Here is a 26,240-nt window from a genome sequence, read left to right as displayed (position 1 = left end):
ACGATTCGGCACCACCCAACCCCTACCCAAGATCCTCGACCTGCCCAACCAGGTCTGGATCAACAAACCCGAACCGGAACGACAGGCCGCTTAACTCCCGCTGGCCTCAATCCCTTGACACGTTCCGCCCGACGTGGCGGCCGGACTCGGGCCTTCCTTCCGATACAAGTTCGAACTCGCCCCAGGCACGGGCGGCCAGCCTGCCCTACACCGAGAGCAGGGCCTCCTCGTTGGAGATGATGAACTCTTTCAGCGCATCCGGCTTAAGATCCACCGCAGGCAGCTTGTCGATCGCCACCCGGTCAAGCTGGTAGCCGCCACGCGACGGATCAGCGAACTCCTCCCCGGTCCGGGCGTCCCCGTTCAGCTGACGTAGCCGACAGGCGAAGAAGTGCTGAACGGAAACGCCCTCACCAGCGGAGGCGGTGAACAGGAACACCTGGGCGAACCGGTCCGCCTCGGCACCGAGTTCCTCGTGCAACTCGCGGCGAAGCGCCGCCTCCAGGGAGGCATCCGTCGACTCTAGGCCGCCGCCCGGCGTTGTCCAGTACGGCACCTGGCCGGGCTTGATCCGCTTGATCAGCACGAGACGGTCGTCCTCGTCCAGAAGAACGGCCCGCACCGACCTACGTACGATCTGACGCACGACTTGCCCCTACCCGCGCCCGGAAATCACTAACAGTAGCGAAAGTACCCGATTGCGGTTTTGGGCGCACAACGAGGTACCTGGCAAGCCGCACCCGCCGCCGCGGCGCGTCAGGCAGTTGATCCATCTCTCCACCGACACGCCACCCGTCCACTGGCAGCCGGCACGGTCCAACGGCTCCCGAGCACCCACCGAGCGACCACCCACCACCGGCGTACGCGAAAAAGGCCCCGACCGGCAGAGTTCTACCAGGTCAGGGCCTTGCTCGTTGGTGCGCCGCCAGGGACTCGAACCCCGAACCCGCGGATTAAGAGTCCCGCCAATGTCGTGCTCGTGGGTCCCGGACGGCGCCGGCAGTCCTACAGACCCCTACCAATCCCATTGCCCGCGCCGCCCGTGTGCTGACGGATGGCCGCCTGTCTACGGCGCGCGAGCACCCCACGAGCACCCGCACACCGCTGCCGGGGCAGCCGTAAGCCAGCTTCATCGTGGTGTACCCCTGTTTCCCCACATGCACGGCACGGCACCAGGCGGTAGAGGACACCCCTGCACGCGAACCCGCCGACATCCCCGCTCGCCAGCGGCGTAATCGCCAACGACTGGCCTCCAAGCCACTCACCTGTCGACAAGGTCTTCCCCGCCGTGAACGCCCCACCAAGTCGGCGCGTGTCTGTGCAGCCTTCCGGAGAAGCGGGTCAGCAGCAGCCAGTCGGCGTCGAGGATCAGCGCGGCGTCCTCCGCCCGCTCGCCCAGTACCCGGGCCACAGACGCCAGCATCTCCCGCGTCGCCCGGTCGGAGGATTCGCCCTTACCCAGTCGGAAGCCGATGTTGACGTACCGCTCCGGTTCCCACTCCCACACCGAGCCGTCACCATCCTCGGCCTCAAAGTAGCCATGGGAACCGGCGTAGATGCTCACCGTGTAACCACACCGATCACTGAGGTCCGCACTCAACACCCGGGGCCTGCCATCTACCGCCGACTCCTCGACACCCTCCGGAGCGACGACGCCGGCCAGCACATCGAGAGGAACATCGCCGGCCAGCGTCAAGCGGTACTCGGTCGCCATGGATAGCCCTTCAGTCTCGTCGCAGGATCTGGATTATCGCCCCGCTGCGCGTCACCGCCACCAGTTCCTTCAACCCTGCGATCGGCCAGTCGTCGAACTGCTTCTGCAACGCCGCGAGATCGCCGCGCCAGTCGTGGAGGTTGACCACCACCCGCTGGGTCTGCTCACTGGCGATCTTGTCGTCAACCCCGCTCCACACGCCTCGCACGCTCTTCACCGGCGTCGGGGAGTAGCAGTCGAAGACGTGTCCCTCGATCAGATAGTCGGGATCCTTGCCCGGTTTACCGGAATCACCCGTACCGAGCCGGGCGTCGGCGACCTCCTGCCTGGTCGGGTTCTGGTAGAGCAGGTATCCCTCAGCGGCGACGGTATCGGCGCATTCGTTCTCCAGCTCCAGGGAGCGCCGCACGCGTTCGTCCTCCTTCGGAGGAATCCGGGTACGTCGACCGGTAGGCGAGCCACCGCGCTCTCCGGTGGGCCTGCGCGTCCACGGCGTCGTCACACCCGTGCCGGCCGACGGTGTGGAAACTGAGGAAGGGCTGGCCGGTACGGCACCGCCAGCCCCGCTCAATTTCCCGAAGACCCCAGCTGTCGCGCCTCGGCGATCGCCACGTCAACCACCTGACGGGTGGTAGCGGTGCGCTGGACCAACACGACCAGCACCTGCTTGACGCTCTCCAGCGCCTGGAGGAGCGGCCCTGGCTGCCCACCCTGCAAAACCCCGACGACAAGCTGCTGCGCCTCACCGACGTGCGTGATCGTGACGGCCGTCTGGTCACGGATGCCGTCGACCGCACTCTGCACCGAAGTCAGCCCGTTGAGGGTCTCCCCCGGACTGCCCTGCTGAGGGACACCAGCGGTCGCCTTCGTGGCATCACCGACGGCACCGGCGAGACCACCCAGTCCGCCCCGGACAGTGGCGATGGCCCCGCGAATCCGCGCCACACCCGCAGCGACCGCAGCGAACCCGGCACCCGCAGCCCGCAGCCCGATCTCCTGCGCCTGCTGGTCAGCAGCGGCAGCCAGACTTTGCGCGCGTTCGACCCCGGTGGCCAGCGTACGCAGCTCCGCAGTGATCTTCTCGACGTACGACACGCTGCCGTATTCCTCCACCTGGCGACGAGAGCCCCTCAGGAGCTTCAACCTACCGGCACGGCACCGACCTCACCAGACGCCGCAGAGCAGTAGGCGATCCCGGCGACGCCAACCCGGTCCAAACGGCTCTCGAGCACCCATCGAGCACCGGGCCACCTACCCGGAAACGAGAAAGGCTCCGACCTGAGGCATAACCCCAGGTCGGAGTCCCTTGCTGCTGGTGCGCAGCCAGGGACTCCGCCGTGCCATTGCTCGCGATCCTCGGCGGGGTCATCTTTCATTGGCATGACGAGAGTGTCCGTTGCGCTTCGGGAACAGGTCGCGCTGGGGCTTGTGGCTTCAGCTCGGGTCTGTTGATCGATGCCGATTCGGGCAGGTCAAGGATATTGGGTAGGAGTCGGGGTGCTGCTGAGCCATTGCGGCTGTGTCCACAGTCTGGGCCGTCGAGCCGATCGCCCGGCTCAGCGCGAGGCAGCGGCCTCCGTCGCAGGTTCGGCGGTGTGCACCAGGCGTGGATGCCTAAGCGGCCGTGGCAGCAGCACAGCCTTCTGTTGCGGGAATCGTGTGCCCCCGTAGTGGAAGATCTGGGCGCAGTTCTGCCCGCGCGTCTCGGTTGCCAGGGCACGGCCGGCGAGCCGCGAGTACATGCGGCTATGTTTCAGCCAGGCAGCCTCTTCGCCGTGCCGGTCGAACCCACAACCGGTTGCCGCGTGTCCGAACACATCGTGGACGGCACGAAACATGTCGTTCTCCCCGTCGCTGAGGTACGGATGCGGATTGCCGGTGGCCGCGCTCGCCCAGACCTTTAGCCGGCGCTTCCGCACGTCGTCCGTTAGCGAGGCCATGTCCGGGTACGGATCGGTGTCGATGATCCGCACGGATACGCCCAGGCCGCCGTACTCCTGCCGGCCCACCAGGTAGTGGTACTGCCGCACCGTCTCCCGGCAGAACGCGGCGTAGGCGGCATAGGCCCGCTCGTCCCGCACGGGCGCGGCCATGTAGGCGTCGGCAATAGCCGCGCCGACGACAGGGTCAAGGCGCACTCGCGCGTACGCCAGGGCGGTTGGGCCGCCCATGGAACCCGTGCGGTACCGCTGCGCGCCACGCCAGACGTACTCGATTGGCCGAATCGTGGAGGCCGCAGAAGACACAGGTACGAGCAAGGGGTTTCATGATCCTCCTTGGATAGTCAGGTTGGGGGGCGGCTTCGGTCAGCGCACTGACGAGCGCACCTACAGCGGGGACAGCGCGCTGGCCCCGGACCTGGCTTCCTGCTCGCGGCGCAATAGTTCGCTGAGCATCCTGATTTCGGACGCCCGGCGCTCCTGAGCAAGCTTCGCGAACTTCCCGATGGTGGCACTGCGTCCTCGACGCGGCATCGTTCCTCCAAAGGCTGATAACCCGTAACCGCCAACAAGATAGCGTCTGTGAACCGCGTACACAAGCGATTCGTTCATGATCTAGTTCACGCGCGGGCATCGGAGCAAGCAGGACCCCAGCGAGGCCACCCTCACCTCCAGCGACATCGCACGACTTTGCGAACGTCAGCCGGGCCGCTGAGCAACTGGCGTCGGCGGTACGCCGACTTCCCCGCGTTCGTGGGCGGCACCCCGATCAGCCCGGCCTTCGACGCACGTGACATGGAACAGTGGCTACACCACCACCGTCGAATGCAGCACGTCGGCACCGCGCAACAGGCATGGCGGCGCATCGAGAGTTACCGACCCGCAGCACAGATCAGCGACAGGCTCGGAATCGCCGGCGCGTTCCTGCTCGTACGCGCCGATCGGGCCGAGGTTCCCACCGAAGGCCTACCCACTCCGGACCAGCTCACAAGCCATCTGTACACACTCGATGCCGGCCCGGCTGAGCTGGTCGGTGCATTGTTCCCGCACCAGAGGACCGCGCAGCTGTCCGCGCTGCTCCGCGCAGCCGATCAGCTCGATGCAGACCAAGGCGCGGAGACCGCCTGCGAACACCTGCACCGCCAGTACGTGACCTCCGCCCGCTGGATGCCCGGGCTTGCCGGCCCGCCAGACGTTGTCGCGGAAGTGATGCTGACTCTCGCCGGCTCCGGAGCCCTCACGTTCGACTTCACCACCGGCACGGGATCCCTCCTCCGGATGGCCACCGACCGGGCCCTGCACAACGGAACCACCAGGTGCTACGCCCAGGAGAACAATGCAGGGGTACGCGCTGATCACTCTGCTACGCCTGTGGTTCGTGCACCTACGCGCCCGACACGCCGGACACACATCACCGCCGCCCGTGGTACACGTCGGTGACAGCCTGCTCGCCGACGCCCTACCCGACCTACGGGCAGACGTCGTCGTAGCGAACTTCCCGTTCGGAACCTCGTCGTAGGCCCGTACCGCCTCGCGCCCCTGTCACGCCAGACCGCGGTAACACCGCGACCTCACGTGGCTATCGGGTGCCGGGGCCGCGCAGCCCGGACAACAGATCGGCGATCTCCCGGGCGCTGGGGTGGCTGGAGCTGTGCAGCCGGGTCACCTCGGCGAGGAGCCGGCTCAGGGTCTCCTCGGCAGCGCGTCGTTGACCCGCGCCGAGCTGGAGCAGTCCGATCTGACGACGCAGCTCCAGCGTGCGGGGGTCACCGGGGCCGAAGGCCTCTTCCTGATCACGCACCAGTGCTTCGAGCTGCCGCAGCGCCTCGCTCGTCTCCCCGAACAGGGCCCGGCAGGTGGAACTGCGGAGCCGGCACCGCAGCGCGAGTTCGGCGTGCGGCCCGTCCTCCCGCGCGATGTCCTCGGCGAGTTCCTCATACACCGGGGCGGCCCGCCGGTAGTCACCCTCCTCGAACAAGGCGTCAGCGAGTTCGAGCCGAGCCCGCACCACGTCACCGTCGGTCCTGCCGAGCGCGTCGATCGCCGGCTGGATCGCGGCGGCGAGCAGCTTCGATGCCTGCCCGTACCGAGACGACCCAGCCAGGCGATTTGCCTCCGCCCGTAGGCGCCGCAGCTCGGAGCGGCCGGTCTCCGACCGCGCCTCGTTACGCCGGTGCGGCGACGCCGGCGGCTTGGGCAGCGGTGCGGGTGGCATCGGCGGGCGGGCGGGCCCAGCGGGCGGCGGGCCGCCGAACACCCGTCCGAGCACCGCGCCGTACATGCGGATGGGGCTGATCGTCGACAGCGGGTAAAGGACACCCGGGAGCGGTCCAAGCTCGGTGGCGAAGGGCATCAGCCGGTCGTAAACGACTCGCGCACTCGTGGGCCGGTCCTCGGGCTTCTTCTGTAGCAGGTGCAGCAGCAGGTCTTCCAAACCGGCGGGGACGTCGTCGCGTACACCGCGCACCGGCAGTGGTTCGTGACCAACCTGCTTGCTCCACACCTCGTACGACGTGGAACCGGTGAACAGCCGCTTCCCGGTGAGCATCTCGTGCAGGGTGCAGCCCAACGCATACAGGTCGGTGGCCGGACCGCTCATGTTGGTCTGGATCTGCTCGGGTGCCATGTACTGAGGTGTGCCAGGCGGTAGGCCCGTCAACGTGATCTTCGAGAAGTCGGAGAGGGTCGGTGCCGCGGCGAGCCCGAAATCGAGGACCTTGACGGCACCATCCGGCTGGAGCATGAGGTTGCTCGGCTTCAAGTCTCGATGCACAAGCGAGGCCTGATGGGCGGCGGTGAGCACCGCGCAGACCTGGGCGGCGATCGCCGCCGACCAGCCGACCGGAAGGGCATCCTGCTCAGCCACCAGGTCTGCGACACTTATTCCGTTGATGCGCTGCATGACGAGGTAAGGCCTGCCCTCGTGGGTGCCGACGTCATAGACGGCAGGGACTCCGGGGTGCTCCAGCCGAGCGGTGATCCGGGACTCACGCACGAACCGTCGGATGTAGTCCCGGTCCGGCTCACCGCCCGGAGAGCGGATGAACTTGACCGCTACCGGCCGGTCCAGTTTGGTGTCATGGCCGAACCACACTTCGCCCATACCACCACGACCGATGGGCAGTTCATCCAGTTCGTAACGGCCGTTGACCAACGTCCCCACGGCGCCAGACCTTCCATTCTCGATGCACCCAAAATCCACGCCATTCCGCACGACCACACCCGGACATCCGCGTCGGCCGACTCACCGTGGCCCTTGCCACGCCGTCACGTAGCCGGGCATGTTCAGCGCCCCGGCCCGGCAACTGGAAGCGGGACCAGTACGCCTCGGCCCTGCAACTCGGCGATGTGCTCGGCCGCCCGCTGCGGCGCGGTCCCGCCCCGGACCAGCAGACCGGCTTCGATGTTGCGATTGACACCCGACTGGGTGAGGTTGGCGCTGGACAGCAGCAGCACTCCACGGTCGGCCACCGCGATCTTCGCGTGCATCCTGGCGTGCTCCCCGGCCCGCCGTTCGAGCGGCCAGTGCCACAACCGTACGCCGGGCAGGCTGGCGAAGGCCGCAGCCGGCTCCACCCCGTCCAGCGCTCCCCGCGCACCGGCCAGCGTCTCGACCACGACCGTCACGCTCACCCCCCGGACGACCGCTGCTGCGAGAGCCGACAGCAGCGGCGGATAGGGCCTGGCGGAGTACGTCATCAGCAGCAGCTCGGCCTGTGCCTCCGCGACCAGCTCGACGAGGACTTGGGCGGTCGCCCGAACCGGCACCGGATGGGTGCTGGGGCCGCTCCACACCGACTCGATGCGCACCGCGGCAGACCGTTGGGTGTGGCCGGCGGCCAGCCCCCGCAGATAGGCCGCCGCTTCCACACCCGACACACCCGTGGCTCGCCGCGCGGCGAGCACCGCCCGGGCGGCCTCGGTGAAGCCGGGCACCGGCACGGCGTACAGCGCGGCCTGCTCGGGCGAGTCGTCGCCGAGGCGGTCGGCCAGGACCCGCAGGTGCGCCGGGCCGAGCCGGTGCACGGCGGCCTCGGCCGCCGCTTCGAAGGCCGGCTGCCAGGTCACGGCAGCTCGGGGAAGAGCGCCAGGTCCGGCTGGTCGATCGGTACGACGAACCGTCGGTCCAGGAACCGGTTGCCCCGTTCGCAGGTCGTCTCGGAGACGAACAGGCAAACGTGGCAGGCGGCGCCGTGCAGGAAGTCCTCCGGGTGGTGCGGGAGCCGCTCGGCGCAGAGCGGGTCCGACGAGCAGTGCATGGCGTCGCGCAGGGCCCGTCGGGTGAGCCGGGTCAGCGCGTCGGGTTCCGCGAGCGACACCAGGCCGCCGAGGGTCCCTTCTCCGTCCGGGACGGCGGTGTAGATGAGGATGCCGGCCCGCTGTGGGTCGTCGGGGGTGCTCGGGTAAATCCGTTCGGACAGGCTGGCCGAGCTGTAGCCGCACTCCAGGGCGATGGTGCGGATCAGCAGGTGGGACAGGGTGTGCAGGGCGATGTACCGCTCGCCCGGCCAGTTCTTCATCCGCTCGAAGCCTCCCCGGATCCGCCCGGAGTAGCGGCTTTCCCGGAACCGCCCGTACGCCTCCCGGTGCGTCTGCAGGCACTCCGTGTCGGTGACTCGCCGTTCCCACTCGGCGAGCAGCTCTTCGGGAAGGCGCAGGAAGATGCCTTCGCCGCGTACCTCGCTGGCCGGGATCCAGTTCTGGGTGGTCTTGAACAGCGGCGCCCGTTGGACCAGGTCCGGGTCCATCGGGTCGGGGGCGTCGAGGCGGGTGAAGCCGACCAGGGCCCGGACCTCGCGCAGCCGCTCCGCCTGGATCACGTCGGCGTAGATCTCCTTCAGCTCACCGGGTACGCCGCCCGGATCCCGACGGAGGGTGAAGTCGTCGGCGGCCGGAGGCAGCTCCGCGGCGGAGAAGACCTCCCACTCCGGCGTGTGCAGGTCCGGGTATGCCTTCTCGTCATCCTCGTCGGTCCCGGGCCCGTTGCGGTGCCGTTCGATCGCCGCCCAGACCTGGGGGTCGGACCACCGGTCGAAGTCCTTTAGCGCCGGCACGACGGTGCGCAGGTAGGGCAGCATGTCGACGCCGGGCATGCCCTTGAGGGCCTCCCAGTGCTGCTCCACCTTGGTCTGCAGCTCGCTGGCACCGCTCTTGGGCACGGCCAGGGCGGAGAGCGTCTGAGCGAACCACTGGTTCGACGCGCCCACGATAAGCAGCTTCAGCTCGCCCCTGGTGCAGCCTCCCGGCTCGAAGTCGCCGAGGTGTGCCCGGCGGCCCCGACAGCGGGGCAGCTTCTCCGCGCCGCGACCGCCAAGTACCTCCTTCATATTGCGGCGGGCACCGCAGGGCATGCACCTGATCTCGACGTTGGCGCCGAGGTTGCCGCCCCGGTCGTCCATCCGCAGCCTCGGGTGGCTGGCGTCGGGGCAGCCGCCACCCTGGTGTACGTACTGCGAGTAGGGAAAGTCGTCGAGGTGGCCGGCGGTGCAGGCGAGCACAAACCGGGCGGCCACCGCCATCGGCCGCCGACCGATCTTCTTGCGTCCGCAGGTGGTGTGGAAGAACCGGGCCTCGTGCGGCTTGCGGGCCTTGGCGTTCTCGAACCCGAAAACACCCCCGTCGATGGGGGCCAGTTCGTCGCAGGCGGTGCAGCGCAGCCAGCCGGGGAACGGCGTGATCGGCACCCCGACCTTCGCGGCCGGGCCGTTGGGCTGCTGGTCCACGCCGTCCATCCACGGCGCCGGCCGCAGCTCCTTGATGGACTTGTCCCTGAGCAGCTTGCGCACGGCGGCGAGCAGCCGTGGCTCGGTGATCTGCTCCAGCTCGGGCACCGGGGTGTAGTTCCAGTCGTCGAGCCCCCGCACGAGCACGGAGAAGTTGGGCAGGTCGACGATGGCGCCGACGCCGGTGGTGAACATGAGGTGGCTGGGGCGGACCGATCCGACCCGCCGGAAGTGCCTGCCCGCCATCAGTGTCCCTTCCCCGCGATGGTCGATTCGCCCAGTTCGTCCCCGTCGGGGAGGTCCTCGTCCCGCGCGTCGTCGCCCGGCGGGCCGAACGACCAGTCCGGCGCGCCGTACTGCGGGTCGAAAATCTTCTCCCCGGCGGGCAGCACCAGGTTGATCTCGTTCTCGGTCTCCCGCATCGACTGCCCGACGGTAAGGTCGGTCCAGCGTTCGCCACCGGCGACGGTAAGCAGGCCGACGAGCTTCTGCTGCTTGAAGGTGCCGTCGGCGTAGCCGAGCCGCGTGGAGCCGGTCCTGCGCTCGTTCCACCGGTCCCGCAGCCGGTTGATCCGCTCACCGAGATAGTCGCGGGCGCGGGTGCCACCGATGGCTTCGGCCCGGTCGAGGAACCGGTCGACGACCCGCTGCACCTCGGGGCCGTCGAGCGGCACGTCGTGGGCATCGGTGTTGCGGGAGAAGGCCTCCTCCGTGTTGCGCACGGCCGCGACCACGGTCGCGGTGGTCCCCCGGTCCAGCGCCCGCCGGGTGTACGGGGTGACCGACAGCGCCTCCACCTGACGGTAGAAGGTGGCGTGGTAGTACTCGAAGTCCTCGTAGTGGGCCAGGTCCCGGGGTCGGGTCCAGTTGTAGAGGGTCACCACCAGGCCGGGGCGGCGGGCGTCCCGACCGACCCGGGAGGACGCCTGGATGTACTCGGCGGTGTTCTTCGGCTGCCCGGTGACCACCATCAGGCCGAACCGGGAGACGTCCACGCCGACCTGGAGCATCGAGGTGGCCAGCACCACGTCGACCGGCAGCCGGCCCTCGTTCTGCCGCCGGTAGTAGCGGTCCGTCAGCGGGTGCAGCTTGAGTCGCGGATTGGAGGCGGTCTTGGCCTTCATGGCCTCCCGCATGTCCTCGACGACGGCCCTGCGCCGGGCGGTCGTGTCGATCTCGGCGTCGAAGCCGATCTCCAGCCGCTTCAGCACGTCGCTGATGTCTCCGGAGGAGATCCGGGAGGTCAGCTCCTGGACGTTGAGCAGCACGGACCCGGTGAGGCGGTCCGACATGCCCTTACGCCGGCCGTGGGTGCGTACCCGGGTGGTCACGTCGTCGTCCAGCAGCCGGCGCATGCCGGCCAGCTCGCGGGTGGCGCTGAAGTAGCCCACCGTGGTCAGGTACGGGTCGGCGGGCGCGCCGTACCGGTCGAAGAGGGTCTGCCCGGCGAGCAGCAGGATCTCCGCGACCCGGATCTCGGCCGACTTCATCCGCACGCCGTGGGCGCAGACGCCGAGGTAACGGCGGCCCGGGTGGTCCACGGTGACCGGCACCTGACGGCTGAAGAAGGTGTCGGCGATGTCGACGACCGGTGGCGGGAACACCGCCAGGTCCCGCCCGAAGACCCCGAGCACCTGCGCCCTGGCCCGCTTGGTGGTGGCCGTCGACGCGACGATCTTCGGCCCGGCCGTGCCGCCGCCGGGCAGCGGCCAGGTGCAGAGCTGGTCCACGGCCGCCTCGAAGAGACCGACCATGGTGCCGAGCGCGCCGGAGATCAGGTGCAGCTCGTCCTGGATGATCAGATCCGGTGGGCGCAGGCGGACCACCGGCTGGCTGGTGACCGCCTCCAGGCTGCCCTTCTTGTTGTGCCGGTTGCTACACCCGGTGCGCGTGTCCAGGTCGTCGTGCCGGTAGCCGTGCCGGGGGCAGCGCTGCCGCACCCGGCCGAAGAGCAGCCCGGCGAAGCCGCGCCAGGGCAGTTGGGCGAGCTTGTCGACGGTGGCGATGACCAGGCTGGGCGCGTACCGGTAGATCTCCTCGTCGACGGTGAGGATGGGCAGGCCCTCGGCGCTGCGGGTGCGGGAGAACGGGCAGGCGTGCGCGGCCTCCGCCTCCGGGCAGAACAGCAGGACCCGCCGGAGGTCCTCCTTGGGTTCGAGGTCCCGCTCGGCCCGCAGCTTCGCGCCGCACCACGGGCAACTCAGGGTCTGCAGGACGTTGGTGAACTTGCCGTGGCCCGCCTCGCGCGCCTCGGCGATCTGCGTGGCCGCCTCGTCGAACCAGTTCGGCGACACTCCCCCGCCGACCCACAGCCCGATCCGGAACGGTTCGACGCCCCAGGTGGCCTCGTCGCGACGGCGCAGCACCTCGGCGGCGCAGATCAGCGCGGCGGCCCGCTGGAACTGCTGGGCGGTGAGCAGCCGCAGCGTGTACCGCATCAGCACCGACACCCCGGCATCACCGCTGCGGGCGTCGGCACCGGCACCGACCACGGCCTGGAGGCGGCGGATGGCGAAGGTGAACGCGGTCAGGCCGAGGTACGCCTCGGTCTTGCCGCCACCGGTCGGGAAGAACAACAAGTCGACGAGGGCGTCCCGGTTCGCGGCCCGCTCCGGGTGCGCCGGGTCCGTCAGCGACGGCAGGTTCAGCAGCACGAACGCGAGCTGGAACGGGCGCCAGGAGGCGGCGGCGGCACCGCGCGCGTCGACAGCGGCCTTCGCGTCCGCGTACGACAGGTCCTGCTCTTCCCGCAGCCGGGCCACCTCGCTGTGCCGGCGCTGCAACGCCATGGCCTCGTTGGCGAAGCGGAACGCCGCCAACGCCTCGCCGTGCCGATCGGCCGTCGGGTCGGTCAGCAGGGCGATGCCGGCCCGCAGCCGCGTCGCGGCCCGGCGGGCGGTGAAGACGGCGTGCCGCGCGGTGTCCCGGAACGGTTCCGGCAGGTCGGGGATCTTCGCTTCCTCGCCGACGAGCCAGGCCTCGTAGCCGACGGCGAGGGTCGTCAGCCCGGTCCGCAGCCCGTCGACGTCGGCCGCGGCCAGGGCGTCCATCGACAACTCCACACCGGCCAGCGGGGTGCCGGGGCCGGTCGGCGCCACCGTCGCGGACACGTTGTAGGTGGGCAGCCAGGTGGTGAAGAGCTGGTGGGCGCGGCGTTCCCCGGCGCGTACCCACGGGTGCACGGCCACGTTGCGGCCGGAGGCGTAGCGGCGCTGCCCCCGGTAGAGCAGCCGCAGATGCGTCTCCTCCTCGTCGTCGCCGATCCCCTTCACCCCGTCGAGCGGGTCGTCGATGGGGAGGAAGACCGCCGCGTGGCCGTCCGACGCGGTCACCGTCAGCGCAGACTGGAACAGCCACGCGGTGTCGGCGTTGCTCTCCGGCTCGGCCTGTGAGTTGATCAGGGCGAGCTGCACCACCCGCCGCCCGTCACGCGGCCGGACCTCCACCGCCAGGTGCACCCCCGGCGCATCCGGGTCGGCGACGGTCAGCGGAATCCGGTACGAGGGATCGCCGTCGAGCCGGACCGTCCTGGCGTACGACACCGGCTCGCGATACCAGGCCCGGCGCTTCCTGCCCTTGTCGTCCTCCGACTCGCGCAGGTCGTAGCGGCCCCACTCGGCCGTCACCGACAGCGTGTCGGTGTCACCGGCCACGGCGAACGACATGCCCATCGAGGACGCCCACATCTTGCCCAGGTTCAGCGGCGTGACCACCTCGGGCAGCTCGGCCTCGCTGCCGTCGCCCTGCACGGCGGCGTCCACGTCCTGCACCTCGGCGCTCCTGTCGGTGCGCGGGCGCTGCTTCGGCCCGAGCATGCCGACGAGGTACCGCTCCCGTGGCCCCATCGCGCCGGGCGGGAACTCCTCCCGCTCCCCGTCCCACGGCCCGAGCAGGTCCCGCCCGATCAGCTCCTCCAGCTCGTCGCGCACCTGGTAGGAGGTGGCCGCCGGGAACACCTGCGGCACGTCGAGCGGCGAACCCGGGCCGGCGCTTCCGTCACCCGCGCTGGCGCTGTCGCCGTCCCCGGACAGCGACAGCGCCTGCTGCTCGCCCCGGGGATGCGGGAACAGGGCAGCCTCCTCGGCCCTCACCTGTCCCACCTCCGGTCCTGCGCTCCTTGGATGCTGGTCGCCATCTGTCGTGCCTTCCTCTGTCGCGCGGTGCGGTGGACTACCGTGGGAACGTGGACAACGTGGTATCGATCGACTACGAGCCGGTCCGGCAACGCTTCCCCTGGGTCGGGCTGGTCAACACCGGCGAACAGGACCTCTCCGGCCGATACCGGAAGATCATGGCCGAGGCGCAGCCGTGGAGCACGGGTCGCCTTACAAACCCCCGCCTCATCTGATCCACGTATCACGCGATCAACTGTCGGGCCAGCTCAAAGGCACCGCCCACGAGCAGCCCACCGACGGCGATCACCGCCGCGCATCCGCTCTTCTTCCCGGCGGCCACGACCGGGGCGGCCGGCACCCGTGCGGCGGCGGGAACGGTGATCCGGATGGTGGACGACTCGTCCCAGTCGTCGTGTCGCTCGACGAACCTGGCGTGGTACTCGGCGGGGCTCAGCTCCCGGGGCCGCCAGAACTCGTGCCACTCGGGACGCCGGGGGCGGTTGCCCGCAGCGCGTTCGGCGGCGAGCCGGCCGGCGACCTCCGCGCCGCTGGCGTCGGCGAACAGCCCACCGGAGACCTTCGCCACCTCGGCCTCCATCGCCTTGCGCGCCTGATCGGGCGACATGATGTCGATACCGGCAGCGGTCGCCTTGGCGATGCGCGGATCGTCCTGCCCCGCGCCACCGCTGATCACCAGCCGGACGGTCTTGGTGACGTTGACGGCGACCTTCGCGCCGCGCTCGACGGCGTAGTCGACCACCTCGGTGACGTCGGCCGAGTCACCGACCGGCAGGATGCGCCAACCCTTGAGCGGGCCGTTGCCCCGGGCCCGGTTCGCGGCGGCGGCCTCCTCCAGGTCACCGATGAGGTGCGAGGCGGCCAGCTCCTTCGCCGCCCGCTGAAGCTCCTTCAGCTCGACGGAGGTGACCACGCCGTCCTCCTCGGCGCGGGCCCGCGCCTCGGCGAGGAACTCCTCGTGCACCTGCCGCGCCGTGCCCTGGGTCAGCCCGGCCCGGGCGGCGGCGACCGCGAGTTGCGCCGCCTCCTCGCCGACGATCCGGCCGTCGGCGAGCGCGTGGGCGAGCAACGCCCGGTAGTCACGCAGCCCGTCCGGCCGGGGCGGCGGCGAGACCGCCATGCGCGGCAGCCGCGCCGTGAGGGTCGCCAGCCACCCCGCCGTGCCCTTGCGCAGCCCGGCGGCGCGCGGGGCGACGACCCCGGTGCGCGGCAGGCCGGGCAGCGGCACCGGCCGTGGCCCCACCCAGGCCAGCGGCTGCGGCGCTTCGGCGATCAGCTTCGCCAGCGTGCCGGCGAGCGCACGGGAATCGCCGAGCGCCGAGTGCAACGCCGCCGGCCACTCCCCCGTGATCAGGTTGGCCACGTTCTCCGGCTTGTAGCCCCACCGGTCGAGGTGGGTGCGCGCGGTGACGAGCGTGCACAGCCCGGGAACCCCGGGCAGCGTGACGCCGAGCCGCCCGAACTCGGCGGTCAGGAACCGCTCCTCGTGGTCCAGGTGGTGACCGACCACGATGGCACCACCCAGGTACGCGAGCACGTCCCCGGCGACGTCCTGGAACGTCGGAGCATGCTTGACGTCCGCGTTGCTGATCTCGTGGTACTCCTCGTTGTTGATCCGCACACCCGGGTTGACGAGGGTGGAGTACTCGTCCAGCACGACGCCGTCGCCCCGCATCCGGACGATGCCCACCTCGCAGACCCGGGAACCCTTGTGGGGATACAGGCCGGTGGTCTCCAGGTTGAGGAAGGCGAACGTCAGGCCGCGCGGGTCGACGCCACGCTGACGGGTGAGCTGGCCACGAACAAACACGGAAAGCAGCCTCCGGGAGGGGTACGCGGATCAGAACAGGGTCGCGGGGCCGGACGGCGGCTTGCGGCCGGACTTCTTCTTGTCGTGCAGGCCCTGCGCGACCTCTTCGGCGTAGCGCTGATGATTCAGCTCCAACAGCCGGTCGAGGATCTCCCGCTGGACGGCCGGGCCGACGGTGTAGCGGATGTAGGCCCCGGCCTTGTGGAAGCCGTGGTCGAGGCCCTGCTCGACCAGGTCGTCCCAGCCGTAGGCCCGGCAGGTCGCCACGTCGATGTCCCGGTGGATCCGCCGCAACTCCAGAATGTCGTCGTCCTGACAACCCGGATCAAAGACCATGTTGTACGTGGCCGTCAGCCCCGCCTGTCGGCTGAGCATCACGTCACGGCGGTAGGTGTCGAGCCGGTCACCCAGCTCACGCATCCGCGACGCCAACTCAGGCAGGGGCAGGGTCGCGAATACGTCAGTCGGCGAATAACTGAGATCAGCTTTCATTGTCGAACTGTACTTCATTGCCCAAAGAAAATGAGGCGCACTTGACAACATTGCCAGCATCGCCCTGTCGTCGGTCGCGAAGACAACGATCTTATGCGAGAAGATCTGACCGGTAGGCACTATCGTCGGCATTAACGTTCTGCTGACCTGAGCAAGAACAACTACCCGCCCCAGTCCTGCGATCGCAGCTTGCAGGGCCGGACGACGCCTCCAGAATTGCCACCATGGGGACCGTCGAACCGCCTCACTCTTCCTTGCCCGATCAGGCTTCACCAGACGCAGCACTTGCTCAAAGGGTTGCGCATAACTCTTCGCTCGCATTTCCGGCCAGTCATGAAAATTAATCGCCCAGCGACTGGCGGAGGCATCGGGACGCGAGTTTAGGTCCTGACCGACGACGTATGGGAAGAGAACGTCAACATTGCGGGGATCATTTCGGATGAACCTCGTAGCCACTTCCGGCTCAAGCACGAATCCAGGGCCGCCAACATCAATGCCAAGGTAAGCAATGTTCGCGTTCTGAACCAAGCCTTCAGGGTTACCGGAAACCCGTGACACCGGGTCAAGGGAGGAGGCAATCTCGCGAGTGGCGATCCCATCAACGGCTATGGCTGAACCCTCCGACGGCAGAGTCCGACTGGTCCAAACCGCACAGTACTCCAGAGCGGCAGACCTCGATGGCCAAGGCTTACTCTTTGTAGCCCGACGGATCGCCACGCCTCCTTTGACGAGTTGATCCAGGCCAACTTCGCGGGTGTCACCTTGAGCCAGCGTGTTGGTTGCGATGAGCCCAGCCTGCCCTGCGCCACCGATGAGCGCATGCGCCCGCAAGGCGAAATATGCGACAAGATCAGCATTTGTAGCCCGGACATTATTCGCCACAAAAACACTTAGAAATTCTCGGTAGCAAAAACCTAGAGCAGGACGAAGTTTCGGACCTCCCAGAAAAGGCGGGTTACCAATAATCGCGTCGAAGCCGCCGCGCTCGAAGACCTCGGGGAAGGTAAGAGGCCAGTGCAGCGGGTTGCGGTCGAATGACCCAGGGACGTGATCCACCTTGAGCCACCTCCCCAACTGTTCCCTTGCCGCCTGCTCCGCCGAGCCGGACGCCACATCGTTAGCAAGCTTGCCCGCCTCGACCGAGCCGGCATTCGCTCCTCGCTCACCCCTGCTGATGTTGGCAAGCGCTGCACCCACCGCCAGGTCCGCGAAAAAGCGAAGGCGGGCTGACTTTGCCTCCGCGTCTCGGAGCAGTTCACGTTTACGCGTCAGCGCGGCCATTGGTTCGTCGCCGATCTCGATCTCACTGACCTTACGGCGGTCGGCAGCAACCTCAGCCACCAGCGACCGGACGCCTGAGGTCCAGTCGAAGATTGCGTCCTCGTGGAGTTTTCGGCCCTGCCTTGAGTCCAAGTGCATGTACTCGAGCTGCTCTAGCGACGTGATGCCGAGTAGCGAGTCGCCGGCGACGAGGCGGTCGTCGAGGAAGGTGAAGGGGCGGTGCGGGTCCATGGAGACCAGCCAGAGGGACAGCTTCGCCATCTCCACGGCCATCGGGTTGATGTCCACCCCGTACAGGCAGTGTTCGATGATCTGCCGGCGGGCCTCGACGACGAGCGGGTCGTCGTCGGCGTCCACCGTGCGGTCGGCGTCGCGCTGCTGGTAGGCGAGCGCGACCTCGTCGCCCTCCCGCGACCAGGCCGCGATGAGGTGGCCGGCGAGGTAGCGGGCCGCCGCGACGAGGAACGCCGCCGAGCCCATGGCGATGTCGGCGACCTTGAGGGCGAGGATCTCCTTGCTGGACTTCGGCTTCCACTGTGCCCTGTCGGCGGTCTGCAGCGGGCCGGGCTCGTAGACCAGCGGTTCGAGCGCGCCCTCGACCACCTCTTCCGCGAGGAAGCGCGGGGTGTAGTGGGTGCCGGTGTTACGGCGCAGCGCGGACTCGGTGACGAAGAGCGCGCCGGGCAGGATGACCACGGGCAGGCCGCGCAGGTCCGCACGGATGATGCCGTGGAAGGGCAGCAGCCGCTCCGAGAGCGGGTAGTCGCCGCCGGTCACCGCGAGGAGCTTTCTGCGGGCCTCCTCGCGCTCCGCCCCGTCGAGGGGGGCGAGCTTCCTGGTCAGCGCCGCGACCGACCCGATCTTGGAGTCCTTGTGCCGCTCGGCGAGCGCCTTGGCCAGCGCCGGCACGTCGGGGTGCCGGTCGCGCAGCGTCTCCAGGTCGGCGAGGGCGACCTCGTCCTCCAGCCCCTCCTTGCCGATCAGCCCGACGGTGACGTCCTGGGCGCGTAAGCCCTCGAAGGAGAGCAGGCCCTCGTAGACGTACCCGATCTGCTCGACGTCGAGGGTGCGGAAGCTGACCGTGCGGCGTTCCCGGGAGCGGCCGGTGCCGACCTGGACGTACTGCACCGAGCGGAGCATGTGCAGCACGGTCCGGTCGTCGATGGCCAGCGGCAGCCAGTCGTACCGCTTCGGTTCGAACAGCGAGCCGTCGTGGCCGTGCAGGGTGAGCCGGGGGTGGTCGATGCCGTGGTAGACGGCGGTGAACAGGGCGAGCAGCCGGTGCCAGGCGGCGGAGCTGTGCTCCAGGTCCTCCTCGCTGCCCTCGGTGACCCGTTGTTCCAGCTCGGCGCAGAGCCGCCCGGCGGAGTACGCCGCAGCATACAGCTCGTTGTCGGCGGGCAGCAGCCTGCGTTCCTCGGCGAAGAGCAGGAAGACGATGCGCATCATCACCGCGACCGCGCCCCGGTAGACCTCGTGGGCCTCGACGTGGGCCAGGCCGGGTCCGCCGGCGTCCCGTTCGCGTACGTCGGTGCGGCCGATCGCGGCGACGAGCAGCTCGACGGCCTGGCGGACCTGGACGCCGAGGGCCTCGGTGATCTCCTCCTGGCTGCCGAGGCTGTCGCGCAGCAGCGGCACCAGCCGCTCGGCGTCGGGCACGCCGAAGAACCGGTGCCGGGACAGCACCGAGACGAAGGCCCGCACCACGTCCCGCTCGGCCGCCTCCGGCCAGGCCACCGCGTCGAAGGTGGCGGTGGTGGTGACGCCGCCGCGCGGCGCCCAGACCAGGGTCCACCAGCGTCCGTCGGTGGCCAGGCCCAGCTCGACGTGGTGGTGCCGGCACAGCAACGCGAGCCGGTCGGCGGGCGTAGCGGCCCAGGTGGAGCCCGTGACCCGGGCGGTCGGTTGCTGGCCGGGCGGGCAGACCAGGCCGATCAGCCGTACGCCGTCAGGCTTGACCGCCTCCCCCGGCTCGACCAGCACGAACGACGGCCGCAGCTCGGTGTCGTGCTCGGCGACGGTGTGGGCGAGCGCGTCGAGCCCGCCGGTGTGCCGGGCGTCGCCCCAGCCGAGCAGCTCGTCCAGCACGTACCCGATCCAGTCGGCCTGGCCCGCGACGGTGTCGACCTGCCAGGTGGTGTGCTGCTGGCGCAGCCGGTCGCGGCCGCGCCGGTCGAGAGTGTCGAGGGTGGGCCAGGTGCGGCGCAGCACCGGCAGGCTGAGGAACGGCCCGCTGACCTCGACCAGGCTCAGCCAGTTGCGGTGCTGTTCGACGCCGTCGGGGGCGGGGCGGCGGAAGGTGCGGCTCATCGGGTGGCCTCCCGCTTCGGTACGACGCAGACCACGGCCACCGGGAAGCTGTGGTCCTTCGGGTCGCGGTAGCGGGCGGCGACCGCTTCGAGTTCGCGGTCGCGCTCGGCTTCGAGGGCCAACAGCCGGTCCTTCCAGGATTGGCGGTCCCTGCGGTACTGGGTAAGTTCTTCCTTGCTCTTACTCGCCTCGGCGCGGCTGATCAGCGCCTGTTCGGTCTCGCTGTCGTCGGCGTCGAGCGCGCCGCGCAGCGCGGCGGCGAACTGGTCGAGGTTGTGGACGATGCGCTGCCGCTCGGCCTCCTGCCGCTGGGCGAGCTTGCGTTCCAGCGCCTCCTGCCGGGCCCTGGTGCGCCACTCGATGGCCGACAGCAGGCCGCCGCTGACGCGGGGCCAGCGCTCGGCGAGCCGCGCCCGCACGACCGGGGAGGCGGGGGTGCCGGCGGTCAGCGCCCGGTCGAGGATGCCCTTGAGCGTGCCGAGGTTCTCCAGGCGGCGGAAGCGGCCCTGCTCGGGGGCCCAACCGCCGGCGTGCAGGACCTCCTCGTGCAGGCGGACGCCGTCCGCGCCGACCAGCACGAACCGGGAGTACGCCCCGATCAGCACGTCCTCCAGCGCGGGATCGTCGCTGACCACGGCGGTGACCCGGTGCAGGCCGATGTCGGGGTTGGAGACGGCGGCGCGCAGCAGCCGGGTCGACATGGCCACCAAGGGGTGGTTGAGGTGGGCGAGGACGATGCCGTCGCGGTCCTGCCTGGCCACCTGCGGGTCGAAGGTGACCGGCAGTTGGCGGGGCGGCTCGTCGCCGTCGACGAGTTTGGCGGTGAGGCCGGCGCCGGCGCGCTGCCAGGAGCCGGTCAGCGGCGGCACCGTGTAGAGGCCGTCGAGCAGGTGCCTGTCGTCGACGTGCCGCTGGAGCTTCTGCTGGCGGGCCAGTTCCAGGGCGGTGTCCACGACCCGCTTGACCGCCGACGGGGTGATGCCGAGCTCCTCGACGGTCTGGTCCAGGTCGGCGCGGAGCCGGCGGACCTGCTCGCGCAGGTTGGACTCGACGGGCAAACCGCCGCCGGCCCTGGTCCTGCCGGCCTGGTCGATGTCGACGCTGACCTGCTCGCCGAGCATCCGCCGCTGCACCGCGTCGGAGAGGACGGCGTTGACGGAGCCGAGGTCCTCCTCCATCCGGGCGACCTTCGTGGCGACCCGCGACAGGAACTCCAGGTCGGCCTCGAACGCGTCGACCGGCCTGCCGAAGCCGCTGCCGACGAAGTGCTGGATCTCCGGGGCGGTCTGCTGCCCGTACCGGTCGATGCGGCCGATCCGCTGCTCCAGCTTGTTGGGGTTGAACGGGATGTCGTAGTTGACCAGCCGGTGGCAGTGGTTCTGCAGGTCGATGCCCTCGCTGGCCGCGTCGGTGGCGAGCAGGATCCGCACCGGACGCTCGCTGGGGTCAGCCTGGAACGCCAGCCGGATCTGCTCCCGCTCGTCGCCGGGGGTGCCGCCGTGCAGCAGCGCGAGCCCGTCGCCGCCGAGGCCCTCCTGCCGGAGCAGGTCGGCCAGCCACGCCTGGGTGTCGCGGTATTCGGTGAAGACGACGACCCGTTCGTTGGTCCAGTGTCGGCCGTCGGGGCGGCAGATCGCGGTCAGGTAGGTGATCAGCTCGCGCGCCTTGGCGTCGGGCCGGGCCTCCTTCTGCTCCGCCCAGTCGAGCATCCTGCGCAGCAGGGCCGTCTCGTCGTCGGTGGGGTCCGGCTGCATCGCGCGGACCCGGTTGAGCGCGTCGTCCTCCGCCTCGGCGAGCTGCTCGTCGTCGTAGGTGGCCATGTCCTCCATGAGTTCGTCCAGCCACTCCGGCACGTCGTCCCCGGCGGCCACCGTGGGCGAGCCCTTCCGGTTGGCCAGGGTGTCGAGGTAGACGCGGACGGTGTGGGCGAACGCCGCCGGGCTGGAGAAGAGCCGCTTCTTGAGCAGCAGCGTCACCAGGTCGGTGGCCCTGCGGCCGCGCCGGGAGTGCAGGCGCTTGCGGCGCAGCTCGGCGAACTGGGTCAGCAGGGCGTGGATCTGCCGCTCGTCCTCCGGATACGCGACGGGGATCGCCGACGCCTGGCGTTCGACGAAGCGGGGCGTGCCGTCCGGCTTCTCGATGTGACGCTTGAGCCGTCGTACGACGGTGTCGCGGACCGCGTTCGGGTCGGGCCTGACGCCACGGGCGAACCGTTGGTTGTCGAGGATCTCCAACAGCGCGGTGAAGGACGCCTGGTAGCCGTTGTGCGGGGTCGCCGAGAGAAAGAGCCGGTGGGTGAAGTGCGGGGCGAGCCGGCGGATCAGCTTGGTCTGCTGCGAGTCGACGGCGTAGATCTGCTTGGGCGCGGCCGGGGCGACATGATGCGCCTCATCGAGGATGAGCAGGTCGAAGGTACGCGGGTAGGTCGGGCCGTCGGCGGGCAGCACCTCATCGAGGAGTCGCTGAGCCTTCTGGCCGCGCAGCCACGGCAGGCTGACGATGCTCAGCGGATGGACCTCGAAGGGGTTGGCCGCCGAGCCGTGGCTGCGGCGCACGGCGGCGCAGCGCTCGGAGTCGACGATGGTGAAGTCCAGACCGAACTTCTCGGCCATCTCGTCGTGCCACTTCAATGTCAGGCCGGCCGGGCAGACGATCATGATGCGGCGGGCGCGGTGCCGCAGCAGCAGTTCCTGGGCGACCAGCCCGGCCTCGATGGTCTTGCCGAGGCCGACGTCGTCGGCGAGCAGCAGGTTGACCCGCGGCGCGTCGACCGCCCGGGCGACCGGTTCGAGCTGGTAGTCCTCGATGGCGACGCCGGAACGGAACGGCGCCTGCAGCGTCTTCACGTCGGCCGAGGTGACGGCGGACCAGCGCACCGCGTCGAGGAACGCCGCCAGCCGCTGCGGCGAGTCGAACGCGTCCTCGGTGACCTGGGGCAATGAGCCGCTGGGCAGCACCTGGCGGCCCGGTTCGATTTCCCAGATGACGTCGAGGGTGTGACCGTAGCGGCCGTCCTCGACGCTCTGCAGTGTGACCAGCGTGCACTGCCCGGACGGCTCGATGTTGCTGACAACCCAGCGCTGGCCCCGCACTGCGACCAGCTTGCTGACCGCCAGTTCGTCGGTCTTGGCCGACGTCATGCTCGGCATGGTGCTCCCATGTTCGTATCGCCCCCACGTGAACCCCGCGACCCTACGTCCGCCCACGATGACGGAGGGTCCCCTGAAAGGGTTGTTTGTTCTCTTTACGGCCCATCTGCGGGTGACTAGAGGATCACCCTGTTTCGGTCCGGTCAACGGGACCATGCAGTCAGCTGAACGACAACTCGGCCCCGGTCGCATCGGGATCACTGCGGAAGAGCAGCAGTTCTACCAGCTCGGGTGTCCATTGCTCACCGTCCTCTGCCAGTTGGACAGCCGCACGACCGAGGAAGGCGAGATAGACGTGATAGCGGTACGGCGACCACACCGATCCTCGCCAGAGCCGGTGCGGGGATTTCCCCTGTGCCGCGTACGTCTCGTCGGCGCGGCGCAGCCAGAAACCCCGCATTCGTCCCGCCAGCCGGTCGTCTAGGATCAGCGCCCCGGGCCGGCGATCGCCGGCCCGGCCGGCGAAGTAGAGGAACTTCGTGAAGAAGGCAGGGCCTAGACCGCAGACCTTGTCCTCCTCCGCGAGGTACCGGTAGGCCGACCAGGCGCTTTCGTGGTCGAGGACGTCGACGGCGTGGGCGAGGCGGCGCTCGACCTCCCCTGGTGGAGGCGCCGGCCAACGGGTGTTGCCGTGCAGGATCCAGGTCAGGCGGGTCGGGCCGAAGCCTCGCCGCCCCCAACCCCAGGCGAAGGAGGCGGCCAGCAACGGCAACCACACCCGGTTCTCCCGGCAATGGCGCGCGACCTCCGTGACGTCACGCCGGCTCACCGGCACCGGCCCCGCGCCCGGTGGGACCGGGAGGTGCTCGCCGAGCTGCGCCCATCGCGTCAGGTCGACGGGAATGCGGTGCTGGTCCGTCAGCTCGGTCACGTCCGCATACCGGCAAACCGACGACTGCGCCCGCTCTCGGCGCTGCCGACGGAACCAGTCGCGTTCCCCCGGAGTCAGACCGCCCTCGACTACGCCCCGGTCGAAGGGGGATGCGTCGTGCGGCAGCTTGACCGGCTCACCGTTCTGCCCGCCGCCGACGTGCACCAGCCCGATCATCGTTCGTCTCGCTCGGGCAGCAGCAGACCGCCCGCCAAGCCGTCAGCAGTAAGTCGAACGAGATCGCCGCCGAGCGCCGTGACCTCTCGTACCGTCGACTCGAAGTCGGTCAGCCGGCAATACACCTCGCCGTGGGCTCGCTGCTCCTCAAGGGGAAGACGCCGGATCTGGGCACGGCGGACGTCGATCCTCGTGCCCGACAGGCTGGTGGCCTGCCGGTCGTTGGCGGTACTGCGCAACTGCCCGGCGAGGAACCACGGATCCAGAGCGGCCGGATTGGGACGGAGCAGGAAGAGACCCGGGCCGAGCAGTAGTCCGCCCCTGGTGATGACCCGGGAGGCCAACCGCCGGGCCGCCACCGGGACGATGACGTCGCCGGGCTGCAGGTCGATGCGCTCGGCCAGGCTGCCGTTGTCGTGGCCGGACGCCTCGATCCCGCTGACAACGTCCTGGCCGGTGAGTACAGTTGGCGGCCCTTCGCCCGGGGTGGTGCCGTCCCGCTCCGTCGAGTACCCGGTCCGTACCGGTCCGATGATCTGCAGTGCGCCGCTACGCGCCAGTTCGGCGACGGTCATGGTCTCCGGTGCGGGCCTGCTGTCGTCCACGGGTGTCACCCGTGGCACGAGCGCCGGCAGGTTACCGACGGCGGCGGCCAGACGCTGCTGGACGTTGGCCAGTTGTACGCCCGTGTCCCCGCCGGTGACCGTGGGCTGCCGACGGACGGGGGTGATGTCGACCTCTTCGTCAAGCAGGTCGATCACCGGCACGGCGCGGGCGAATCCCGGCTCCTCGAGTTCGGCATCCGGCGCGGCAACAAACGCCCGCCACACCTCCAGGATCCGCGGATAGGTGACATTCGGCTCACCTGCCGCAGCATCGACCAGCAGCGCTCGCTGTGGCGGTGGCGCCTCCGGTGTCGCCCGCCGCAGCACCCACAGGTGCAGCGGGACGTTGTGCGGTGCGGCCACGCCGGGCGGAAGTGCGACGACGGCACGTAAATGCCCCCGGCGAAGCAGCTCGGCGCGAATCCGCTTGCCGGCTCGACGCCCGGCGACGGTGGGTGGCATGAGCAGCACCGCATGCCCCTCGACGCGCAGATGGGCGAGAACGTGCTGGACCCATGCCAGCTCCGGCTCGGTACGTGGCGTGCTGCCGACGATCCAGCGTGGGTCGTGGCCCAGCTCGTCGTCTCCCCAGTTGGTGACACCGAAGGGCGGGTGGCAGACGACGGCGTCGAAAGTGCGGCCAGTGAACGCGTCGGCGCGCAGGGAGTCACCGGTGCTGACCTCCCCGGGTACGTCGCGCAGGGAGAGCCACAGACCGGCGAGCCGGGCCAGGCCCTCGTCAAGCTCCTGCCCGTGGGCGGAGGCGCAGCCGGCGCGGACGGCGGCACGCAGGACGGCACCGGAGCCGGCTGCCGGATCGAGGACGGCGCTGCCATCGACGTCCGCGAGCGCCACCATCAGGTCGGTCACGTCGTCCGGAGTGGCGAAGGGGCGGCCCGGCCCGGGAGCGGAGAACCGTTGCCACAGCGCGTCGAAGGCACCCTGCGGCCCGAGCTCTTCGACCAGGGCGTCGAGGTCGGGCAGTAGCGGCACCAACTGCGGGTCGGTTGCGCGGCTGCGTTGTCCACGGTGTCGGGCGAGCAGTAGATGACCAACGGTAGCCAAGCCGACGGCCGGTGATGGGATCGCGGTGGCGAGGTGCCGCCAGAGCCGGTCGACGGTCGCCAGCTCCGGAAGCTTGCCCTGGGCGCGAAGCCACTGTTCGACCTGGGTCAGGTCGAACTCGGGGCTGGCCGGGGTGCCGCCCACCGGGGTGGGGAAGTTCGCATGTCGTTTACGCCAGTTGCTGACTGCGGCACGACCAACCCCGGCGATCCGGGCGATCTCCGCTGCCGTGATTGTCGGTGTCTCCTGCACGTTCGCAGTGTGCCACACCTGTCAAGCAGTAGCTCCGTTGACAGCATTCACAGAGAGTGCTCTGATTGACGCCGCGACTTCACCGCAGGAGGATCTCGATGCGTAAGACCACTTCTTTCACTCTCATTGCCACCGCTCTCGTCGCCCTCGGGTGCGGTGCCGGCAGCACCGACGACAGCACCGACGCCGTCGGCGCCAAGGGAGACGACAAGCCGAAGACCGCGACCATCGGCCAGCCGGCCCGGGACGGCAAGTTCGAGTTCACCGTCAAGTCGTCGAAGTGCGGCGTCGCCAAGGTCGGCAACGACCCCCTCGGAGCCAAGGCGCAGGGCCAGTTCTGCCTGGTCACCATCAACGTCAAGAACATCGGCAAGGAGGCGCAGATGTTCGACGGCAGCAGCCAGAAGGCGTACGCCGCCGACGGTACCGAATACTCCGCCGACAACGGTGCCGCGATCTACGCCAACAAGAACGCCGAGACGTTCCTCAACGACATCAACCCCGGCAACCAGGTCAGCGGCGTGGTGGTCTTCGACATCCCGAAGAACGTGAAGCTCACCAAGCTCGAGTTGCACGACTCGCCGTTCTCCGGCGGCGTGACCGTCGCGCTCAGCTGATCCGCCATCCGCACCGAGCTGGTGCGGGCGCGCCCGCAGCCCGCCCGCACCACCGTTGACCACACCTGCTCATGGAGGAAATCGCCCATGACCCAACCCCC

General features: G+C 69.5%; 17 protein-coding genes and 1 tRNA gene. 3 read left to right on the top strand and 15 right to left on the bottom strand.

Features of this window, described 5'->3' with window-relative positions; genetic code table 11:
- Positions 1 to 205: 205 nt before the first annotated feature.
- The 6 genes from E1258_RS11135 to E1258_RS11115 all read right to left on the bottom strand — a co-directional run bounded on the left by E1258_RS11135 (position 206) and on the right by E1258_RS11115 (position 3,885).
- A complete protein-coding gene (locus tag E1258_RS11135) occupies positions 206 to 646 on the bottom strand; it encodes an NUDIX domain-containing protein (protein ID WP_132399302.1) in 441 nt (146 codons plus the stop codon).
- Between the two features lie 269 nt (positions 647 to 915).
- Positions 916 to 997, bottom strand: a tRNA-Ser gene (locus E1258_RS33235).
- 264 nt (positions 998 to 1,261) lie between these two features.
- Complete coding sequence (locus E1258_RS11130) at positions 1,262 to 1,714, bottom strand: SitI3 family protein (protein ID WP_132399300.1); 453 nt, start codon at positions 1,712 to 1,714, stop codon at positions 1,262 to 1,264.
- Positions 1,715 to 1,724: 10 nt separating this feature from the next.
- Positions 1,725 to 2,123, bottom strand: a complete 399-nt coding sequence (locus E1258_RS11125; protein WP_132399298.1) for a hypothetical protein — start codon at positions 2,121 to 2,123, stop codon at positions 1,725 to 1,727.
- A gap of 158 nt (positions 2,124 to 2,281) precedes the next feature.
- On the bottom strand, positions 2,282 to 2,809 hold the full coding sequence (locus tag E1258_RS11120; protein WP_132399306.1) for a DUF6244 family protein: 528 nt from the start codon (positions 2,807 to 2,809) through the stop codon (positions 2,282 to 2,284).
- Positions 2,810 to 3,270: 461 nt separating this feature from the next.
- On the bottom strand, positions 3,271 to 3,885 hold the full coding sequence (locus tag E1258_RS11115) for a hypothetical protein (RefSeq protein ID WP_243715347.1): 615 nt from the start codon (positions 3,883 to 3,885) through the stop codon (positions 3,271 to 3,273).
- A 522-nt stretch (positions 3,886 to 4,407) separates the two neighbouring features.
- Here E1258_RS11115 and E1258_RS11110 point away from each other — a divergent pair.
- Complete coding sequence (locus E1258_RS11110; protein ID WP_132399296.1) at positions 4,408 to 5,094, top strand: hypothetical protein; 687 nt, start codon at positions 4,408 to 4,410, stop codon at positions 5,092 to 5,094.
- 139 nt (positions 5,095 to 5,233) lie between these two features.
- Here E1258_RS11110 and E1258_RS11105 read toward each other — a convergent pair whose 3' ends face one another.
- The 4 genes from E1258_RS11105 to drmA form a co-directional block, all read right to left on the bottom strand.
- A complete protein-coding gene (locus E1258_RS11105; RefSeq protein WP_256370981.1) occupies positions 5,234 to 6,817 on the bottom strand; it encodes a serine/threonine-protein kinase in 1,584 nt (527 codons plus the stop codon).
- A 122-nt stretch (positions 6,818 to 6,939) separates the two neighbouring features.
- Positions 6,940 to 7,722, bottom strand: coding sequence for a DISARM system phospholipase D-like protein DrmC (gene drmC, locus E1258_RS11100; protein ID WP_132399292.1), 783 nt, complete (start codon positions 7,720 to 7,722; stop codon positions 6,940 to 6,942).
- Positions 7,719 to 9,623: a DUF1998 domain-containing protein gene (gene drmB / locus E1258_RS11095; RefSeq protein WP_132399290.1), complete on the bottom strand. Its 1,905-nt coding sequence runs from the start codon at positions 9,621 to 9,623 to the stop codon at positions 7,719 to 7,721. Before drmB ends, drmC begins: the two co-directional genes overlap by 4 nt.
- Entirely contained in the window at positions 9,623 to 13,468 is a 3,846-nt protein-coding gene (drmA, locus tag E1258_RS11090; RefSeq protein ID WP_132399288.1) for a DISARM system helicase DrmA, read from the bottom strand. Before drmA ends, drmB begins: the two co-directional genes overlap by 1 nt.
- A gap of 92 nt (positions 13,469 to 13,560) precedes the next feature.
- Here drmA and E1258_RS33230 point away from each other — a divergent pair, with 92 nt between their 5' ends.
- The gene (locus tag E1258_RS33230) at positions 13,561 to 13,725 is read left to right on the top strand and encodes a hypothetical protein (RefSeq protein ID WP_165949720.1); all 165 of its coding nucleotides are present in this window, start codon (positions 13,561 to 13,563) and stop codon (positions 13,723 to 13,725) included.
- Between the two features lie 8 nt (positions 13,726 to 13,733).
- Here the strand turns inward: E1258_RS33230 and E1258_RS11085 are convergent, their stop codons facing one another.
- From E1258_RS11085 to E1258_RS11065, 5 genes are all read right to left on the bottom strand, one after another.
- Positions 13,734 to 15,320 carry a 3'-5' exonuclease gene (locus E1258_RS11085; RefSeq protein ID WP_132399286.1) on the bottom strand — a complete coding sequence of 529 codons (1,587 nt, stop codon included), beginning with the start codon at positions 15,318 to 15,320 and terminating at the stop codon, positions 13,734 to 13,736.
- Positions 15,321 to 15,350: 30 nt separating this feature from the next.
- Positions 15,351 to 19,403, bottom strand: a complete 4,053-nt coding sequence (locus tag E1258_RS11080) for an Eco57I restriction-modification methylase domain-containing protein (RefSeq protein WP_132399284.1) — start codon at positions 19,401 to 19,403, stop codon at positions 15,351 to 15,353.
- Positions 19,400 to 22,543: a DISARM system SNF2-like helicase DrmD gene (drmD, locus tag E1258_RS11075; RefSeq protein ID WP_207919508.1), complete on the bottom strand. Its 3,144-nt coding sequence runs from the start codon at positions 22,541 to 22,543 to the stop codon at positions 19,400 to 19,402. The genes E1258_RS11080 and drmD overlap by 4 nt, the downstream gene beginning before the upstream one ends.
- 169 nt (positions 22,544 to 22,712) lie before the next feature.
- On the bottom strand, positions 22,713 to 23,600 hold the full coding sequence (locus tag E1258_RS11070; RefSeq protein ID WP_132399280.1) for a hypothetical protein: 888 nt from the start codon (positions 23,598 to 23,600) through the stop codon (positions 22,713 to 22,715).
- Entirely contained in the window at positions 23,597 to 25,522 is a 1,926-nt protein-coding gene (locus E1258_RS11065) for an N-6 DNA methylase (protein WP_132399278.1), read from the bottom strand. The genes E1258_RS11070 and E1258_RS11065 overlap by 4 nt, the downstream gene beginning before the upstream one ends.
- A gap of 98 nt (positions 25,523 to 25,620) precedes the next feature.
- On the opposite strand from E1258_RS11065, the gene E1258_RS11060 reads away from it, so the two are divergent.
- Positions 25,621 to 26,139, top strand: coding sequence for a DUF4352 domain-containing protein (locus E1258_RS11060; protein ID WP_132399276.1), 519 nt, complete (start codon positions 25,621 to 25,623; stop codon positions 26,137 to 26,139).
- Positions 26,140 to 26,240: the final 101 nt, after the last annotated feature.

Origin of the sequence: Micromonospora sp. KC207, from assembly GCF_004348615.1 — a bacterium.
Taxonomy (GTDB): domain Bacteria; phylum Actinomycetota; class Actinomycetes; order Mycobacteriales; family Micromonosporaceae; genus Micromonospora.
Note: the sequence above shows the minus strand (reverse complement) of the source record. Positions and strands in the feature narration are given on the sequence as shown.

Excerpts from the sequence above, each read along its gene's own strand:
- E1258_RS11130 (WP_132399300.1), bottom strand. The coding sequence starts at position 1,714 with ATGGCGACCGAGTACCGCTTGACGCTGGCCGGCGATGTTCCTCTCGAT.
- E1258_RS11115 (WP_243715347.1), bottom strand. The coding sequence starts at position 3,885 with ATGGGCGGCCCAACCGCCCTGGCGTACGCGCGAGTGCGCCTTGACCCT.
- drmB (WP_132399290.1), bottom strand. The coding sequence starts at position 9,623 with ATGGCGGGCAGGCACTTCCGGCGGGTCGGATCGGTCCGCCCCAGCCAC.
- E1258_RS11080 (WP_132399284.1), bottom strand. The coding sequence starts at position 19,403 with ATGAGCCGCACCTTCCGCCGCCCCGCCCCCGACGGCGTCGAACAGCAC.
- drmD (WP_207919508.1), bottom strand. The coding sequence starts at position 22,543 with ATGACGTCGGCCAAGACCGACGAACTGGCGGTCAGCAAGCTGGTCGCA.
- E1258_RS11070 (WP_132399280.1), bottom strand. The coding sequence starts at position 23,600 with ATGATCGGGCTGGTGCACGTCGGCGGCGGGCAGAACGGTGAGCCGGTC.
- E1258_RS11060 (WP_132399276.1), top strand. The coding sequence starts at position 25,621 with ATGCGTAAGACCACTTCTTTCACTCTCATTGCCACCGCTCTCGTCGCC.